Genomic DNA, 17,963 nt, shown 5'->3' with positions numbered 1-17,963 from the left:
TGATGTATAAAATGTCATTTAGAGAAGATTTTTTATGGGGTGGAGCAATCTCAGCTAATCAAGTAGAAGGGGCCTTTGATGCTGATGGGAAAGGAATGTCTGTAGCTGATGTAGCAAGTTATAAGCCAAATCTTAGTGTAGAAGATTATGCTGGTCATAATAAGGTTACTACTAAAATGATTGAAGAAGCTATAGAAGATCAAACTACGAAATTCTTTCCAAAGAGAAGAGGAATTGATTTTTATCATCATTATAAAGAGGATATCGCTTTGTTTGCTGAAATGGGATTTAAGGCTCTAAGAATTTCTATTGCGTGGACAAGAATTTTTCCAACAGGAGAAGAAAGTGAACCTAATCAAGAAGGAATTAAATATTATGAAAATATGTTTAAAGAACTTAAGAAACATAATATTGAACCAATTGTAACATTATCACACTATGAAATGCCTTTGCATCTAAGTTTGAAATACAATGGCTGGGTAGAGCGAAAATTAATTGATTATTTTGTTAAGTTTGCAAAAGTGTGTTTTGAGTCTTTCGGAGAATATGCTAAGTATTGGTTGACCTTTAATGAAATAGACAGTGTTGGAAGACATCCATTTACAACAGCAGGAATTATTCCAGATAAATGTGCAGAAGGAAAGCTTAATGAAGCTGTTTATCAAGCTTTGCATCACCAATATGTTGCAGCAGCTTTAGCAACAAAGGAATGCAGAAAAATCATTAAAGACAGTAAAATGGGATGTATGTTAACAAAGCTTACAACATATCCTAATACTTGTAATCCAGAAGATGTATTGCTTTCGTTAAATAGTAATTTAGGAAATCATGTTCATGCTGATATTCAGATATTTGGAGAATATCCTAGATTATATAAAACCTTCTTGAAAAATAATGGAATTAAAATTAAAATAGAAGAAAATGATGAAAAAATTTTAAAGGAGAACACTGCTGATTATCTATCTTTTAGTTACTATATGTCTAGAACAGAGTCTGCGGATACGACTAAAGAAAAGGCATCTGGAAATACTATAATGGGAGTGAAGAATCCTTATCTGCCTTCTACAGAATGGGGCTGGCAGATAGATCCTGTAGGTCTTAGAATATCATTAATTGAACTATATGATAGATATAGAATTCCATTAATTATAGTAGAAAATGGTATGGGAGCTAAGGATGTAATTGAAGAAGATGGAACTATTAATGATTCCTATAGAATTGATTATTTCAGAGAACATATAAGAGAAATGAAGAAAGCTGTGGAAATGGGTGTTGATTTAATAGGATATACCAGCTGGGCACCTATTGACTGTATAAGTGTTTCAACTTCTCAGATGAGCAAGAGATATGGATTTATATATGTTGATCAAGATGATGAAGGAAATGGAACATTGGAAAGAAAAAAGAAAGATTCTTTTTTCTGGTATAAAAATGTTATAAAAACAAATGGAGAAATTTTAGAATAAAGATAAGGGATGTGAAAGAAAATAACAAGTCAAATATACTAGCATACTGACTTGGTATTTCTTTGAACATCCCTAGTAGGGGGAATGATTATGAAAATAAAAAAAGTACTTAATTCTAGTGTCATTTTAGCTATTGACGAGAATAACAAAGAATTCATTTGTTTAGGAAAAGGTATAGGCTACAATAAAAAAAATGGAGATATCGTTGAAAAAAAGAGTATAGATCAAATTTTTATGCCTGTAGAAAACATTCAAATAAATGAATACTTAAAATTATTGGATTCAATTCCCCCAATATATCTTGATATAACTCAAAAAATTGTTTCAAAAGCTGAAAAAGAGCTAGATTCTAAGCTTAATATGAGCATATATTTTACATTAAGTGATCATTTAAATTTTGCAGTAGAGAGAGCAAAGAAAAATATTAATATAACAAACCGTGTTTATTGGGAAATAAAAAATTATTATTCTGAGGAATTTAAAATTGGAGAATATGCTTTAAATCTTTTAAATGAATTGATAGGGATTAGACTACCTGAAGAAGAGGCTGCCAATATTGCATTTCACATAATAAATGCTCAATCGCAAAGTAATGACTCAAGAGATAGTATGAAATATGCTAAAATGATAGGTGGAATTGTTAATTTGGTAAGGTATTCAATTGGCAGTGACTTAAAGATGGAAGGAATTCACTATCAGCGTTTCATTACACATGTTAAATTTTTTACAGAAAGGTTTTTTAATAGTGAAATGTTGAGAGACGAAAATGATACTATGTTTGAACAAATAGCAACATTATATCCAGAAGCAATGGAGATTGCTTTTAAAATAAAGGATTATATAAAAAAGGTTTATGATGGAGTTATTCCTAAAGATGAATTAACCTATTTAGCTGTTCATATAAATAGATTACAAGCTTATAATGAAATAAATAAATAAGTATACAGTATTATTTGGATTCAACTTACGAAATAATTAAGGTGATTTTACGAAAAAATTATTGATATGTAGTATATGAAATAGCTTGTATAAAATACAGTAAAGTTTATAAATAAGGCTTTACTGTATTTTTATTATTAGATAAATATATTTACAAAGTTGCTAAAACTTTAAGTTCATATCTTCACTAGAAATCATAAATATATTTGTGGAGAAAACATTTGAAAATGAGCTGTTAAAGGTTCTTAGCTGTAGGTTGTTCCATTTTAGCTTGTCAAACTGAAAGTTGGAGCATGCTAAAGTGGATACAACCTGCTGCTTAGAACCTTCAGCGATATTTTCATAGCTTTTCGGAATCAAAATATTTATGATTTCGGTAAGTTACTACATAAGTCTAGTTTTAAAGTCGGATATTGATAAATAAATTTAAATTATTTTATTGTTGCAATGTTTTTTAATTTTTCAGTGGAGCTGGTTATTTCTCCAATGGAAGCAGTTATTTCTTCTGTAGCAGCAGCCTGTGAATCAGCAGCTAAGCTTGATTCTGATATTTCACTTTCTATATGTAAAATTGATTCTTTTATTTGAGACATAATGTCTGATATTTTCTTACCTGACTCACTACTAAGTAGTGCTAATTTTTTCATTTCGTTTGCAACTACACTAAATCCACGGCCAGCATCACTTGCTCTAGCAGCTTCTATAGCGGCATTTAACGCTAGCAAATTAGATTGAGAAGCAATATTTTGAATTGATATAAGTATTGAATCTATATCTTCTAACTTTTTATTAGTAGCTTTTGTATAATTTACTACGTTAGTTATAGTTGAGGCCAATTTTTGAGAAGAACTTGCTATTTCTTCAAGACCCGCATTAGTTTGCTCCATAGAATTGAAAATGTTTTCTGAAGAATCCTGAATAATTGCCTGCTTTTCAAGGCTTTTTGCAACACCAACAGCTCCAAAGACATTTCCATTATCATCAATAAGTGGATAGCATATACCCTGGAATACAAATCCAAATATCTCTTTTGGTAAAATATTTGAAGTAACTCTCTTAGTCCTCATAGCTTCAAGGTATGGATCACCTTCTTGGATCCTATCGTTTACACTTAATTTCATTGGTATTTTTTCATTAGGATAATAAGCTATAAATTTTTCAGTGTCTGTAATTGATATGGCTATATCTTCTCTAAGCATGTCTTTAAGTAATGGAAGTACATCTTTTAGTGAGTTGATTATTTCTCTGTTCATATTATCTCCCCTTATAATTAATTAGTTATTTCATATTATACAACATAATTATACAAATTCCATAAATAATGTAATAAAATGAAATTTTTTGTATAAAATGCAGAAATATTAGTTTTACATATAGATAAACTAATTATAAGTTAGATTTACACCAAGAAATATATCTCAACTAGAAATAAGAATTATGCTTTTGTGAAATGTTTCATTAGAAACTGGAATAACAGCATAATACCTATTTCGGCGAGCCATATACATAAGTTCAGCTCTTAGTTGGAATATTTACATATGATGCATTATTTGAAGTTCCATTAAATAGTCATACTTTGAGGAAACAGATAAATCTACCATCTTTGAGACTAAAAAAGCTGTATCATCAAGTTTCATATTTTTTATATCAGCATATTTAGTTATGTTGTTTATTGCAGACATAGTGTTTTCTTCTGAATAAATAAAACTTTGATTAATATAACGACCTTCACGCAAATTTTTAAATTTTAACTGAGGAATTTTTTTCTCAGAGAATACACCGAAACCTTTGACATTTAAATTTTTAGTCTTCATATATTCGGATAAGGAGAATAATAAACACATAGTATTATGTTCTGTAATATCTATATTAGTTATATTAGTTATATGTCTATTTACATATTTATCGATATCATAAATAGAGGTGTTGAGCTCAAGATAATAAAAGTTTCTGCTCATTAGATATTGTTCATATATTTCAATTTTTTTGGGAGATTTCTTTAATTCTTTTATATCAGATATCATACTATCTGTAAGCTGTTTTGAATATTCGATAGCAGCTATCTTTTTATCTAACTGTTCCTTATGAGACTCTAAAAATGTTAATAGTTTATCATAATCCTTATTTTCATCAAGTATATTTTTGATATCTTCTAATGGAATTAACAGAGTTTTATTTAAATATCGAATCACATCGATTATAAAAAGTTGATCATAACTAAAATATCTATATTTAGTGTCTGGTGAAATATAGCAAGGTTTTAGCAAATTTAAATGGTCATAATGACGCAATATCTTAGTTGATATATTCATATAGCGAGATACTTCTCCGATTGTATATAGATTTGTCATTTTTTTCACACTCCACTATTGACTTTACCATTATGGCAACGTTTATATTAATAGTATAAAGTAATTTTTGTACAAGAGTCAAGAAAATTGGAGGTTAACATGAGTAGTATAAAAGTCATAATAGATAATATAGAATTATGCGCTGATGAAAATAAAACAATTATGCAAGTAGCTGAAGATGCTGATATTTATATTCCACATCTTTGCCATCATCCAGATCTTCATGATGTTGGAGGATGCAAATTATGTGTAGTTGAAATATCAGGAAAAAATGATATACAAACAGCATGTACAACGAAAATTGAAGAAGGAATGATTGTTAAAACAAAATCAGAAAAACTTGATGAGATGAGAAGATTGTCAATGGAACTTATGCTTGCTAACCATGTAGACGATTGTACTACATGTCCAAAGTATTTAAAATGCGAATTGCAATCATTAATTCAATATTTAGGTGTCAGTACTTCAAGATTAAGAAGAACTCTTAATGCTGTTCCTGTTGAAACAGAAAACCCATTAATTATTAGAGACTTAAACCGATGTGTAGCATGTGGCAGATGTGTAAGAGCTTGCCATGATATCAGAGGTGTTGGAATTTTAGATTATGATAAAAATGAAGAAGATAGAATTTATGTTGGAGTTAAAAATGGATTATCATTATCAGATGCAAACTGCCGTTTTTGTGGGGCTTGTGTTGAAGTATGTCCAACAGGAGCTCTTCAAGATAAAAAAGGTGTATTCAAAGATGGAAATAGAGATGATGTATTAGTTCCATGTAAGCATGAATGTCCAGCAGGAATTAATGTTCCTAAATATGTTCGTTACATAAAGGACGGAAATTTTGATGAAGCAGCAGCAGTAATTCGTGAAAAAGCACCATTTCCAAAATCATTAGGTCTTGTATGCATGCGTTTTTGTGAATCTGCATGTAGAAGAAAAGATATAAATGGAGCAGTTTCAATACGTGAATTAAAAAGATTTGCAGCTGAAACTGATTCTTATAAGTGGAAAGATAAATCATTTAAAAAGGATAAAACTGACAAGAAAGCTGCAATTATTGGATCAGGGCCAGCAGGGCTTACAACAGCTTACTATCTTGCAAAACTTGGACATGCAGTAGATGTATATGAAAAGCTCCCAGTAGCAGGAGGGATGCTATCAGCAGGTATTCCAGATTATCGTCTTCCTAAAGAAGTTGTAGAATCTGAAATAGATGTAATTCGCGAAGCAGGAGTAAATATTATTACTAACAGTAAGGTAGAATCTTTAAAAGAATTAAAAGAGAATTATGATGCAGTTGTAATTGCTATAGGAACAGATAAAGGTGTAAGAATTCCAATCCCTGGGTCTGATTTGAAAGATGTATATGTAAATATTGATTTTTTAAGAAGAGATTTGATAGATATAGACATTGAAATGAAGAAATCAGTTGTTGTTTTGGGTGGCGGAAATGTGGCATTTGATTGTGCAAGATCAGCAAAGAGATTAGGAGCTGAAAGTGTTGCAGTTGTTTGTTTAGAAGGAAAGGGAAACATGACTGCTAGCGATGAAGAAATCGAAGAAGCAATTGAAGAAGGAATTCAAATTTACAATAGCAGAACTTTTGTAAAAATTGAAGATAATGATGGAAATGCTTCTGGGATAGTGTGTCAGGAAGTTGAAGATTTCCACTTTGATGAAAATAAGAAATTGATATTAAATATAAAAGAAAACTCAGAACATTCAATCAAAGGTGAAATGATAATTTTTGCAACAGGCCAAAGAGCGGACCTTGGAGTATTTAAAGAAATCGAGCTTAACGGAAGAGGCTTAGTAAATATTGACGATTGTTATAAAACTAATGAAGATGGAATCTTTGCTGTTGGAGATGCAGTGACAGGAACAGCATCTGTAATTCAGGCAATAGCAGGAGCAAGAAAAGCTGTATCAAGTATTGATAAATATTTAGGTGGAGATGGAGTTATAGATGAAGTCTTATCATCTGAACAGCCTTTAGATCCAATGATAGGAATGGAAGAAGATTTTGCTAAAAAGGAATGTAGTCATTATAAATGTGTTCCGGTTGATAAAAGAATAAATAATTTTAATTTAATGACAGTGGGATTTGATACAAAAACTGCACAATGTGAGGCTTCTAGATGTCTTCAATGTGATTTGCGTCCAAAACTTACAAAGGCAAAATTCTGGACTGAATATAAGGTGAAGTAAAGGTGGTGAAAAAATGCTAGCAGAAAATATAAAAATATCAGGACATGGAATAAAAGATACTAATCTCATAGATAGATGGCAAAGCAGGGAATGGGAAGAATTAGCGTGTCTTTTTATTGAAGATAATAGTCAAAGTGAAAATATGAGATATTTATTAGAACAGCACATAAGTAAGGTTATTGATGGAATTAAAAGATGCCAAAAGGAATTAGGAATAGAAAAAGTTAAAATTTATCTTAGTGAATGTTATAGTAATTTCAAAATGCAATTAGAATCATATGAAATAGAAGTAGTGCTAGTTGGGAATAAGAAAGCTTTTGAAAAAGATGTATTTAATGAAATAACATTAGTACATAATGCAGAAACAATGTAGCACTTAAGAATTCATTGGAAGAAAATTATATCCCTAAAAAGATTATTTCAATAACTGGAGATGTTAAAAACTCTGGAATATATGAAATTCCATTTGGAACATCTTTAAGGCAAATTATAAGTGAATATGGCGGCGGAACTGAATCTGAAAAAGCAATAAAATTTGTGCAGGTAGGCGGAAATACAGGTGCTGTTTTCACAGAAGAAGAATTAGACACTCCATTCTTATATTCAAACTTGATGGAAAATGGGACAATGTTAGAAGTATCAAAAATAGAAGTTTATAATATAGATACGTGTGTTGTGAATTGGGTAACTCAAAAAATGCTAGATAACAGCAAAGAGACATGCGGGAAATGCGTATATTGCAGGGAAGGGATTTACCAATTATACAAAATCATTAAGGATGCAACTGAAGGAAAAGGTAAAGAGAGTGACATTAATTTAGCTATCCAGTTAAGTGAAACAATCAAAATCGGAACCTTATGCGATTTCGGAAGAACTGCTTCTAATCCATTATATACAGCTATTAATAAATTTAGAGATGAATTTGAAAAACATATTGATAGAAAAATTTGTAGTACACTAAATTGTATAGCTTATGCTAATTATTTTATAGATCCAAAGGTTTGTAATGGGTGTGGCGATTGTATGGATTGTCCTCAAAAAGCAATCAAAGGTGGAAATAATTTAATTCATATAATTGATATGGATTGTTGTGATAAATGCAAAAAATGCGAAGAGATATGCAGCGTAAAGGCAGTAAAGAGATATAGCTCAGTAAAACCTAAATTGCCAGCAGAACCAATAGAAGTTGGGAGCTTTGATGAAGGTGCTTTAGGCGAAAAGAAAGGCCTTGGACTTGGAAGAAGACGAAGAAAATAGCTCATAATCAAAAATTAATATATATTTTTAATCAATAATTAAATTTGGGAGGTAACAAATATGCGTGAAATGGAATCAGATGTAATTATCGTAGGTGGAGGAGCATCAGGGCTTGCAGCAGCAATTGCAGCTGCAGAACAAGGAGCTGAAGTTATAGTATTTGAAAAAGCAAATACTACTGGTGGATGTGCTAATATGGCAATGGGTCTTTTAGGAGTAGAGACTAAAATGCAAAAGGAAAGACTTGTTGATTGCACAAGAGAGGGAGCATTTCAAAAATTCATGGATTATACTCACTGGAGATCAGATGCAAGGCTTGTAAAAAATTATATTTATAAATCAGCAAGTACAATTGAGTGGCTAGAGGCTATGGGTGTAAAATTTGCGCTACCATCAAAATATTTCCCAGGTTCAGAAGCAACTTGGCATATTGTTCAGCCAAAGACAGGAGCACCTGGACTTAGAGCAGCTGCAACAATGATTAAAGCAATGACAGACAGAGCAGAAGAATTAGGTGTTAAAATCTGTTTAGAATCACCAATTCAAAGTTTAATAAAAGATGATGGTGAAGTTATAGGAGTAGTTGCAAAGGATAAAGATGGTGAAATTGAAGCATATGGTTCAGCTGTAATTATTGCTACAGGCGGATTTGGAGACAGTCCTGAATTTATTAATAAGTATACAAAATTCGAATGGGGAAAAGATTTATTTTCGTATAGAATTCCAGGACTTACAGGTGATGGAATCAGCATGGCATGGGATGCTGGAGCTGCAAGAGATAGAATGGATATGGAATTAGTTTTCTTTGCACCTAATACAGGTGGATATGCTCCAATTGAACTTCCATTTAGACAACCAAATCTTTTCGTAAATCTAGATGGTGAAAGATTCTATGATGAAGCGGTAGTTGAAAATCCAGTATTCTCAGTTAATGCTATCTGTAGACAAAAAAATAGAACAGCTTTCTCTATTATAGACGAAAGTATAATGAAAGAATATGAGAAAAATGGCTTAGACTTAATCAATGTTGTTACTTCTAATATAAGTATGGATGATTTTAAACAAGAAATGAATGATCTTATTAAAAATGGAAATGATGTTTTATTTATAGCAGATTCAATTGAAGAATTAGCAGAAAAAGCAGGAATTGATAAAGAAGGTCTTGCAAAGACATTAAATGAATATAATGAATGTTGTAAATCAACTGATACATTATTTAATAAGAATCCAAAATACCTAAAACCATTAGTTGGTCCAAAATTCTATGCTTTAAAATTTGCTCCAAGTGCATATGGAAGCTTAGGTGGAATTAAAATCAATTATAAGACAGAAGTAATTGACAAAGAAGATAAAGTAATACCAGGATTATTTGCAGCAGGAACAGATGCAAACTCTATCTGTAATCCTGACTATGTGTTTGTACTTCCAGGAAATACTCTAGGATTTGCAGTAAATTCAGGTAGAATAGCAGGAGAAAATGCAGTTCAATATATAAAAGAACACTTTACAGAAGAATAGAAAAGCTTAACTGCTTTTGTGGTGGATTTGAAATAGTATAATTCATCTATTATAGATAGGCAACATATAGTTTAGAATCATGTGATGATTTACCGAAATCATAAATATTTTGATTCCGAAAAGCTATGAAAATATCGCTGAAGGTTCTAAGCAGCAGGTTGCACCCACTTTAGCATGCTCCAACTTTCAGTTTGACAAGCTAAAACGGAACAACCTACAGCTAAGAACCTTTAACAGCTCATTTTCAAATGTTTTCTACACAAATATATTTATGATTTGCTTAAAGTTCAAGCAATTTTGTAAATATGGTTATCTAATAAGTTAAATATTTAAATTGGATATCTATAAGCCCCATGAAAATCTAGAATTTAGATTTTCATGGGGCTTTCTTTTAAAAGATTTATAGAAATACTCTTATTGATAATATTGATTGATTCTGGAATGCCTAGTATTTCTTAAAGTCCAATTTAGTAGAGACTACATAAAAAGATCGTTGTACATAAGTAGTTAGTAAAAAGTATAAACTCTTAGATAAACATGATAAAAAAGTGAAAACATATGATATTTATTTTGCCACTTCTAGAGGTAAATAAGCGACTTTGTTTGCGAGATCTTATGTTATATAATACAGGTGTAAACGATAAGAGGAAGGAGGAAGAGATTAGATGGATAAAGAAAATAGGATAAAACCTAAGCATCATGTTGCACCCAAAACAGGTTTTTTAAATGATCCAAATGGATTAGTACAATTCAAAGGAACATATCATGCTTTTTATCAATGGTTAGAAGAAGTTACACCACAAGGGGCAAAATGCTGGAGACATTGTGTTTCTAAAGATTTAGTTCACTGGGAAGACAAAGGGATAGCATTAAAGCCAGATATGTGGTATGACAAAAATGGATGCTATTCTGGAAATGGAATTGTATTTAATGAAAAAATCTATCTGTTTTATACAGGAAATGTAAGAAAAGAAAATGGAGATAGAGAAACTTATCAATGTTTAGCAACTTCAGAAGATGGAATTACATTTCAAAAACATGGACCAGTTATCTATCTGCCAGAAGGATACACAGCACATTTTAGAGATCCAAAAGTTTGGAAAGATGAAGAAGAAGATATATGGTGGATGATAGTAGGGGCACAGACCAGTGAAAAGAAAGGAAATGTAGCACTTTTTTGGTCAGAAGATTTATACAATTGGAATTATAAAGGCAATTTGCTTCCAGAGACTATGAACTGGGGATATATGTGCGAATGTCCAGATATGATTCGCCTTGGAGAAGAATATATCTTAATTGTCAGCAGGCAAGAGAAGAAGATAGAAAATGGAATAGAAAAAGATAGCTGTCATGCAGTATGGATGAGTGGTGAATTTTCAAAAGAAAAAGGAACATTTACACCATATAAAGAAGGAATTAGAGTAGATGAAGGATTTGATTTTTATGCACCTCAATCTTTTGTAGATGAAAATAAACGAACATTATATATGTCTTGGATGGGGGGCGGTGAATATGACTATCAAATGTCACAGTTATCTGTAAACGATGGATGGCTTCACAGCTTTACATATCCAAGAGAGTTCATATATAAAAATAATTGGTTATATCAGAAACCAATTAAAGAATTACAATCTTTAAGAAATGATAAAATTGAGAAACATATAGAAAATGAAGAAATAAGTCTAGAAGTTAGGGATTACTATAAAGAGATTGAATTCATTTTAGATGATGAAAATGAATTTAATTGTACTATATTAGGAGCGCTTAAACTACATTACAATTCCAATGATAAGATATTAAATATTAAAAGACTTAATTGGCTTACAGGAGAGTTTGATGAAAAATACTTAAATGTTAACGAAAGTTTAAAAATGCTTAGGGTATTTATTGATAACTCATCAGTGGAAATATTTATAAACGAAGGGGAAAAAGTTATTTCTAGCAGAGTGTATTTTCAGGATAATGATATCCGAATAAATTCTAATGGAAAATTAAAACTAAATTTATGGAATTATAAGGGGGAAAATATAAATGAGTGATAATTATGAAAAGATCGCTAAAGAAGTTATTGAAGCAGTAGGAGGCGCAGATAATATTATTTCGGCGGCTCACTGTGCTACAAGATTAAGACTTATTCTTAAAGATAGACAAAAAGTTGATGATAAAGTAGTTGAAGAGATTGAGAAGGTAAAAGGATTTTTCTTTACTTCAGGACAATATCAAATTATTTTTGGTACAGGAACTGTAAATAAGGTATTTGAACAAGTAAGTAATCTTGGCATATCTGGGACATCAAAATCAGAACAAAGCCAAATGGTAGCAGAACAAGGTGACAATAAATTTAAAAGAGCAATTCGTATATTTTCTGATATATTTGTACCAATCATACCAGCAATGGTTGCTACAGGATTGTTTATGGGACTTAGAGGCGTTTTATTACAACAACAGATATTGGCGATTTTTGGATTAACACCAGAAAGCATTCCTAGTTCATTATTAACATTTACTCAAATATTAACAGATACAGCATTTGCATTTTTACCAGTTCTTATTTGCTGGTCATCATTTAAAAAGTTTGGGGGAACACCAATACTTGGTATTATGATAGGACTTATGCTTGTTAGCCCATCACTTCCTAATGGTTGGGCAGTAGCTCAAGGAACAGCTGAACCACTTGTGTTATTCGGTCTTAAGATGTCAGGATATCAGGCATCAGTATTACCAGCTTTCTTTGCAGGATTTATTGGAGCAAAATTTGAGATTTGGCTTAGAAAAAGAATATCAGATACATTTGATTTAATACTTACACCATTTTTGACATTACTTTTTACATTAATTTTTGGATTATTAATTATTGGGCCTATTGCTCATGAAATTGAGGTTTCTCTTGTATACGTTGTAACAATGTTATTTACATTACCTCTTGGATTAGGTGGATTAATTTGGGGAGGAATATCTCAATTAATAGTAGTTACAGGAATTCACCAAGCATTAAGTGTTGTTGAAATTCAGATGCTGGCTCAAACAAACTGGAATCTTGTAAATCCTATAGGTTCTTGTGCAATAGCTGCACAGGCTGGAGCAGCATTTGCAGTAGGTATGAAAACAAAGTCTAAAAAAATCAAAGCTTTATCTTTTCCATCAGTAATATCAGCACTTTTAGGAATTACAGAACCAGCTATATTCGGTGTCAATTTAAGATTTGTAAAACCGTTTATAATGGGACTTGTTGGCGGAGGCGTAGGTGGATTTTTAGCTTCATTATTTAAACTTAAAGCCACTGGTATGGGGATATCTGCTTTACCAGGAATGCTTCTTTATTTAAATAATCAATTTCCATTATATATATTAGTAATAGCGATTTCTTTTGGAGTAGCCTTTGCGCTAACATTCATGTTTGGATATAAAGATAAAGAAGAGCAGTAAGAGAGGAAGCTTATGAAAAATGAAGAGATAAAAACTCTGTTATCTAAGATGACATTGGAAGAAAAAATAGGACAATTAACACAAATCAGAACAAGTTATTATTATAATTCTAATACTTCAGCAACAGGAACGGTTTCTAAGCTTAAATTTACAAAAGAGCAAAAATGGATGATAGGAACTGTTTTAGGTAAATTAGATGCAAAGATGATGTTTGAAATTCAAAAAGAGTATTTAGACAATAACCGTTTAGGAATTCCTCTACTTTTTATGCATGATATTATACACGGATTTAAGACTATATTTCCTATTCCGCTAGCACTTTCATGTTCATGGGATGAGGAATTAATAGAAAAAACTGCAAGAGTTGCAGCAAGAGAAGGCAGTTCTTCAGGATATCAAGCAACATTTTCGCCTATGGTAGATATAGTCAGGGATCCAAGATGGGGAAGAGTTATTGAAAGTTTTGGAGAAGATACTCTTCTTAATAGTATATTCGGAGTAGCCATGGTTCGAGGATATCAGAATGGTGATTTAAAAGATCCAGATACCTTAATTTCTTGTGTAAAACATTTTGCGGCATATGGAGCTGCAGAGGGAGGAAGAGATTATAATACAGTTGATATTTCAGAATGCAGATTGAGAAATGAATATTTCCCACCTTATTATGAAGCTATAAAAGCTGGAGCAAAATCAATAATGTCTTCCTTTAATGTATTAAATGGAATACCAGCTACTGCTAATACATGGCTCTTGCGCAAAATATTAAGAGAAGAATGGGGATATGAAGGTGTCGTGATCTCCGACTGGGGGCAGTAAAGGAACTAATACCTCATGGCACAGCGGAAAATAGTATAGATGCAGCAAAATTATCATTAAAAGCTGGAATAGATATTGAAATGGCTACTACAGCATATTTTGAAGCTTTACCAGAACTATGCAAAGATAAGAGTATGGAAAAACTATTAGATGATGCAGTAGAGAGAATTCTTTTACTTAAAAATGAGTGCGGATTATTTGAAGATCCATACAGAGGGATTTCTTATGAAAAAGAAAAGGAAACATTGTTATGTAGTGATTTCAGAAAGGTAGCAAGAGAAGCAGCCTCTAAATCTGCAGTGTTATTAAAAAATTCCGATGTATTGCCTTTGGAGCGTAGTAAAAATGTAATATTAATTGGACCATATGCAAGTAGCTCATCAATATTAGGCCCATGGTCTTTAGATGGAGACCTTAATGATGTAATTACAATTGAACAAGGATTAATAAATAAGAATATCAGGCTTGAAGGCGTAGAAACGACATCCTTTAGTGAAATTTCGAAAGAAAAATCAGAGGAAATAATAGAAAAAGCTAAAAGAGCAGATGTTATTGTATTAGCATTAGGAGAAGAAGAAGAAAAGAGCGGAGAAGCAGGATGTGTTAGCAATATAACTCTTCCAGAAGCTCAAATAAGGCTTTTACGTTGTATGAAAAAGTTGAACAAGCCTTTGATAGTTCTTCTAATAAATGGTCGTCCACTAGATCTTACTAATGTAATAGACGAAGCCGATGCAGTTTTAGAGTGCTGGTTCCCAGGAACAGAAGGTGGAAATGCAATTGCAGATATTCTATATGGTGATTATAATCCAAGTGGAAAGCTTACTATGAGCTTTCCAAGAGGAGTAGGTCAAATTCCCGTTTATTATAATAATTTAGCAACAGGGAGACCAAAAGAATTGCTTAAGAACGAAAAAAGATATAAGTCCCAATATTTAGATGTCCCAAATGAGCCACTATTTCCGTTTGGATATGGGCTTGGATATTCGAAGTTTAAGTATGATAATTTAAATATAAGTAAAAAAGAACTAAGCAAAAAAGAGCGAATATCATGTAGTATTAATGTTACTAACATTGGAAAGTATACTGGTATAGAAACAGTACAATTGTATATGAGAGATAAAGTTGCAGATATTTCAAGACCAGTTAAACAGTTAATTAAATACAAACAAATTATGATTAATCCTAATGAAACAAAAACTGTAGAGTTTACCATCGATGAAAAAGATCTTCGCTATTGGAATGGTGAAAATCAATATAAAAGTGATGAAGGATTATTTGAATTTACATTAGGAAAGGATTCTTCAGAAGGAACTTCTTTTGAGATTAGATTAATTAATTAGAATTTAAGCATTTCCCTCATTATTTATGGTGAGGGAAATTCTTTAAAAAATATTTTTAAGAACTGTTAAAATATATATCTATTTTTTCATGTGACCTATCTTTCGTATATAATATAGTAAAGAGTCTTGTACAACAAATATATGGAGGAAAAAATGCATAAAACATATTATCTAATGTTGTAGCAAAAAAAGATGATTATATTATAAAAGTGGAGGATTTATGAAATCAAGACAAGTAATTATGCTTAGAGATTTATTACATAATGAATATGTGCGACCCAATGAATTTATGGAAAAGTTAGGTATCAGCTTAAGGACTGTCAGGATGGAAATACATGAGATAAATGATATATTAAGACATAAAGATATGAGGATAAACTCGTCTTCAGCTAGAGGTTATTTTATTCTTAAGGGAGAGAGAACTCAGTTTTATGAATTTTTAAATAATATGATTTTGAGTTTGAAGAAGGTAGAATTGCCAGAAACACCTGGAGAAAGATTTTTATTTACTTTTATATATTTGACATTTATAAAAGAGCCTATTTCAGTTCAGAACTTAGCAGATATTATGTATGTATCAAAAACAGTAATGATAAAAACTCTAAAGGAAATTGATGAATATTTACGAAATTTTAATGGACTTAATATTGAAAGAACAAAAAAAGGCATCTATTTCCGTGGAAAAGAAAGAAGCATAAGGCATATATTATCTGAAACATTAAATTATAAAACATTTGGATCTATTTTAATGTATAAAGTTTTGAAATTTCAGTTTGGAGAGTCATATAGCAAAATATATGAAATTTTGCAAAAGGAATTACCGGTTATTTTATATAAAAATAATTTGATTCTAATTGATAAATCGGTAGAAGGATTTTTGTTAGATTTATTTATAATGATATATCGTAATAAGGCAGGATTACTTTTAGAACCAGAAACTAGTAGACAGTATCCTCAAGTATTTGAAGATATTATAAATGAAATTGAGGGACTTTTAATTCAAAATGATATTAGAATATCTGAGTGTGATAGAAACTTTTTAAAAGATTGCCTTTTAACTAAAAGAGTATTATATGATGAATGTGTTAAATTGGAGCCAAGAAAAGAAATCGCGGAGTTAACAGAAGAATTTTTATCGATAGTAGATAAAAAATATAATTGTAGCTATTTAAAAAATCCAGAGTTAAAGAAAATGTTAAGCATACATATAGATAAAATGCTTTATCGTTCAGAACAAGGACATTTTGAGCACAATGCATCTATAAGAAATGCAAAGGAATTATATAAGCTTCAAACAGAAATGGCAGATATATTATATAAACTAATTTTTGATAAGTATGGTTATAAGATTCAAGAAGAAGAATTGGGTTTTATTATACTTTATATGGGAGCGTTTGCCCAAACAAAAATAAAAGCAATAATAATAAGTGATATTGGACAAAGTGCAGCTTCGAGCATGGCAAAACAAATCAATAATTACTGTGGTGATAAAATCGAAATCATAGGAAGTTTCTCCTTAAATTATATAAGACAGTATTCCATAGATGTAGATGTGATCTTTACGCCAATACGGTTATTTAATGTTACATTACCAAGTAAAACTAAGATCATTTATATTAACTATGTATTGCAGGAAGAAAATATCAAGAGAATACAGGAATTTTTAATAAACTATCATGGAGGTGTAAATGAAGATTAAACTTATAGCATTGGATTTAGACGGGACAGTATTAAACAGTTGTGGTTATATAAGTGACAAAACTCTTACTGCAATTAAAATGGCGATTGAAAAGGGAGTTCAGGTGGTTTTGGCAACTGGGAGAAGTGTTGGATTAATATGTGATGAGATAAAATCAATAGAGGAAATTACATATGCAATATCTTCAAATGGAGCGGCTGTAGTAAATTTAAGAAAAAATGAAATAGTTTTTTCTAACTTTATTACTATAGATATTTTAAAGAAGATAATTGAAATAATTAAGGATTATCCAATCGTTGTTGAGTTTTATTCTAACGGGAATGCTTATATAGATGAAGAGGTTTTTATAAATCCCGTTAAATATGGATTATCAGAAAAATGCTTAAATCTTATGTCAGACAGTCATAATTTAATAAAGAATATTTTTTCGGTAGTTGATGATAGATCAGAATGTGAATGGATAAAATGTGTAGAAAAAATAAATATTCCATTTTTAAAAGATGATATGAAAAATGAAGTATATAATAGTTTGGTATCTATAAATGATAAAGTTAAAATAACCTCATCTGTAGAGGATAATCTTGAGATTAACATTCATAGCGCAAATAAGGGGGCTGGTCTGGAGAAACTAACTGAATTGCTAGAAATAGATTTGAAGGAAATAGCTGCTATTGGAGATAATAATAATGATATAGAGATGCTTCAGATGGCGGGAATTGGCATTGCAATGGGAAATGCAAGTGAAGATATTAAAGCTAAAGCAGATTTCATTACACTAGACAATGATAAAAATGGAGCGGCAGAGGCAATATTGCGAATTTTAGATAAAAATTTGCAATTTAGTTAACTTATATATTGTATTTATGATTTTCTAAGTGGTGCAAAAGTCTAGAGATAGGAATTAGCGGTGCAATAAATATAGAAAAAAGTAGTTTATAAA

The 17,963-nt window shown here is 30.9% G+C and carries 14 protein-coding genes; 12 read left to right on the top strand and 2 right to left on the bottom strand.

Annotation, left to right across the window (positions count from 1 at the left end; all coding sequences use genetic code 11):
* Positions 1 to 11 precede the first annotated feature (11 nt).
* Entirely contained in the window at positions 12 to 1,466 is a 1,455-nt protein-coding gene (locus AXY43_RS07210; RefSeq protein ID WP_023975220.1) for a glycoside hydrolase family 1 protein, read from the top strand.
* A gap of 90 nt (positions 1,467 to 1,556) precedes the next feature.
* Complete coding sequence (locus tag AXY43_RS07205) at positions 1,557 to 2,405, top strand: PRD domain-containing protein (RefSeq protein WP_105411290.1); 849 nt, start codon at positions 1,557 to 1,559, stop codon at positions 2,403 to 2,405.
* Positions 2,406 to 2,836: 431 nt separating this feature from the next.
* Here AXY43_RS07205 and AXY43_RS07200 read toward each other — a convergent pair whose 3' ends face one another.
* Both AXY43_RS07200 and AXY43_RS07195 read right to left on the bottom strand, forming a co-directional pair.
* Positions 2,837 to 3,658, bottom strand: coding sequence for a methyl-accepting chemotaxis protein (locus tag AXY43_RS07200; protein ID WP_023975218.1), 822 nt, complete (start codon positions 3,656 to 3,658; stop codon positions 2,837 to 2,839).
* A 279-nt stretch (positions 3,659 to 3,937) separates the two neighbouring features.
* Complete coding sequence (locus tag AXY43_RS07195) at positions 3,938 to 4,756, bottom strand: MerR family transcriptional regulator (RefSeq protein WP_077831129.1); 819 nt, start codon at positions 4,754 to 4,756, stop codon at positions 3,938 to 3,940.
* Positions 4,757 to 4,855: 99 nt separating this feature from the next.
* On the opposite strand from AXY43_RS07195, the gene AXY43_RS07190 reads away from it, so the two are divergent.
* The 10 genes from AXY43_RS07190 to AXY43_RS07155 all read left to right on the top strand — a co-directional run bounded on the left by AXY43_RS07190 (position 4,856) and on the right by AXY43_RS07155 (position 17,870).
* Positions 4,856 to 6,964: an FAD-dependent oxidoreductase gene (locus AXY43_RS07190; protein WP_105411289.1), complete on the top strand. Its 2,109-nt coding sequence runs from the start codon at positions 4,856 to 4,858 to the stop codon at positions 6,962 to 6,964.
* Positions 6,965 to 6,977: 13 nt separating this feature from the next.
* Complete coding sequence (locus AXY43_RS27725; RefSeq protein ID WP_243099184.1) at positions 6,978 to 7,337, top strand: hypothetical protein; 360 nt, start codon at positions 6,978 to 6,980, stop codon at positions 7,335 to 7,337.
* 14 nt (positions 7,338 to 7,351) lie between these two features.
* Positions 7,352 to 8,221 (top strand): NADH-ubiquinone oxidoreductase-F iron-sulfur binding region domain-containing protein, encoded by an 870-nt coding sequence (locus AXY43_RS07185; RefSeq protein ID WP_243099183.1) that lies wholly within the window; start codon positions 7,352 to 7,354, stop codon positions 8,219 to 8,221.
* 60 nt (positions 8,222 to 8,281) lie between these two features.
* Positions 8,282 to 9,739 carry an FAD-dependent oxidoreductase gene (locus AXY43_RS07180; RefSeq protein ID WP_023975214.1) on the top strand — a complete coding sequence of 486 codons (1,458 nt, stop codon included), beginning with the start codon at positions 8,282 to 8,284 and terminating at the stop codon, positions 9,737 to 9,739.
* 665 nt (positions 9,740 to 10,404) lie between these two features.
* Positions 10,405 to 11,778 carry a glycoside hydrolase family 32 protein gene (locus AXY43_RS07175; protein WP_039773754.1) on the top strand — a complete coding sequence of 458 codons (1,374 nt, stop codon included), beginning with the start codon at positions 10,405 to 10,407 and terminating at the stop codon, positions 11,776 to 11,778.
* The gene (locus AXY43_RS07170) at positions 11,771 to 13,165 is read left to right on the top strand and encodes a sucrose-specific PTS transporter subunit IIBC (protein ID WP_039773755.1); all 1,395 of its coding nucleotides are present in this window, start codon (positions 11,771 to 11,773) and stop codon (positions 13,163 to 13,165) included. Before AXY43_RS07175 ends, AXY43_RS07170 begins: the two co-directional genes overlap by 8 nt.
* Positions 13,166 to 13,177: 12 nt before the next feature.
* Positions 13,178 to 13,981 carry a glycoside hydrolase family 3 protein gene (locus AXY43_RS27720; RefSeq protein ID WP_243099182.1) on the top strand — a complete coding sequence of 268 codons (804 nt, stop codon included), beginning with the start codon at positions 13,178 to 13,180 and terminating at the stop codon, positions 13,979 to 13,981.
* 80 nt (positions 13,982 to 14,061) lie between these two features.
* Positions 14,062 to 15,324 carry a glycoside hydrolase family 3 C-terminal domain-containing protein gene (locus AXY43_RS27715; RefSeq protein WP_243099181.1) on the top strand — a complete coding sequence of 421 codons (1,263 nt, stop codon included), beginning with the start codon at positions 14,062 to 14,064 and terminating at the stop codon, positions 15,322 to 15,324.
* A 220-nt stretch (positions 15,325 to 15,544) separates the two neighbouring features.
* Positions 15,545 to 17,023, top strand: a complete 1,479-nt coding sequence (locus tag AXY43_RS07160) for a BglG family transcription antiterminator (RefSeq protein ID WP_077868245.1) — start codon at positions 15,545 to 15,547, stop codon at positions 17,021 to 17,023.
* On the top strand, positions 17,013 to 17,870 hold the full coding sequence (locus AXY43_RS07155) for a Cof-type HAD-IIB family hydrolase (protein WP_039773757.1): 858 nt from the start codon (positions 17,013 to 17,015) through the stop codon (positions 17,868 to 17,870). Before AXY43_RS07160 ends, AXY43_RS07155 begins: the two co-directional genes overlap by 11 nt.
* Positions 17,871 to 17,963: the final 93 nt, after the last annotated feature.

The sequence above is a fragment of the Clostridium sp. MF28 genome, from assembly GCF_002969175.1.
Lineage (GTDB): Bacteria > Bacillota > Clostridia > Clostridiales > Clostridiaceae > Clostridium > Clostridium beijerinckii.
This window is presented reverse-complemented; position numbering and strand designations above follow the sequence as displayed.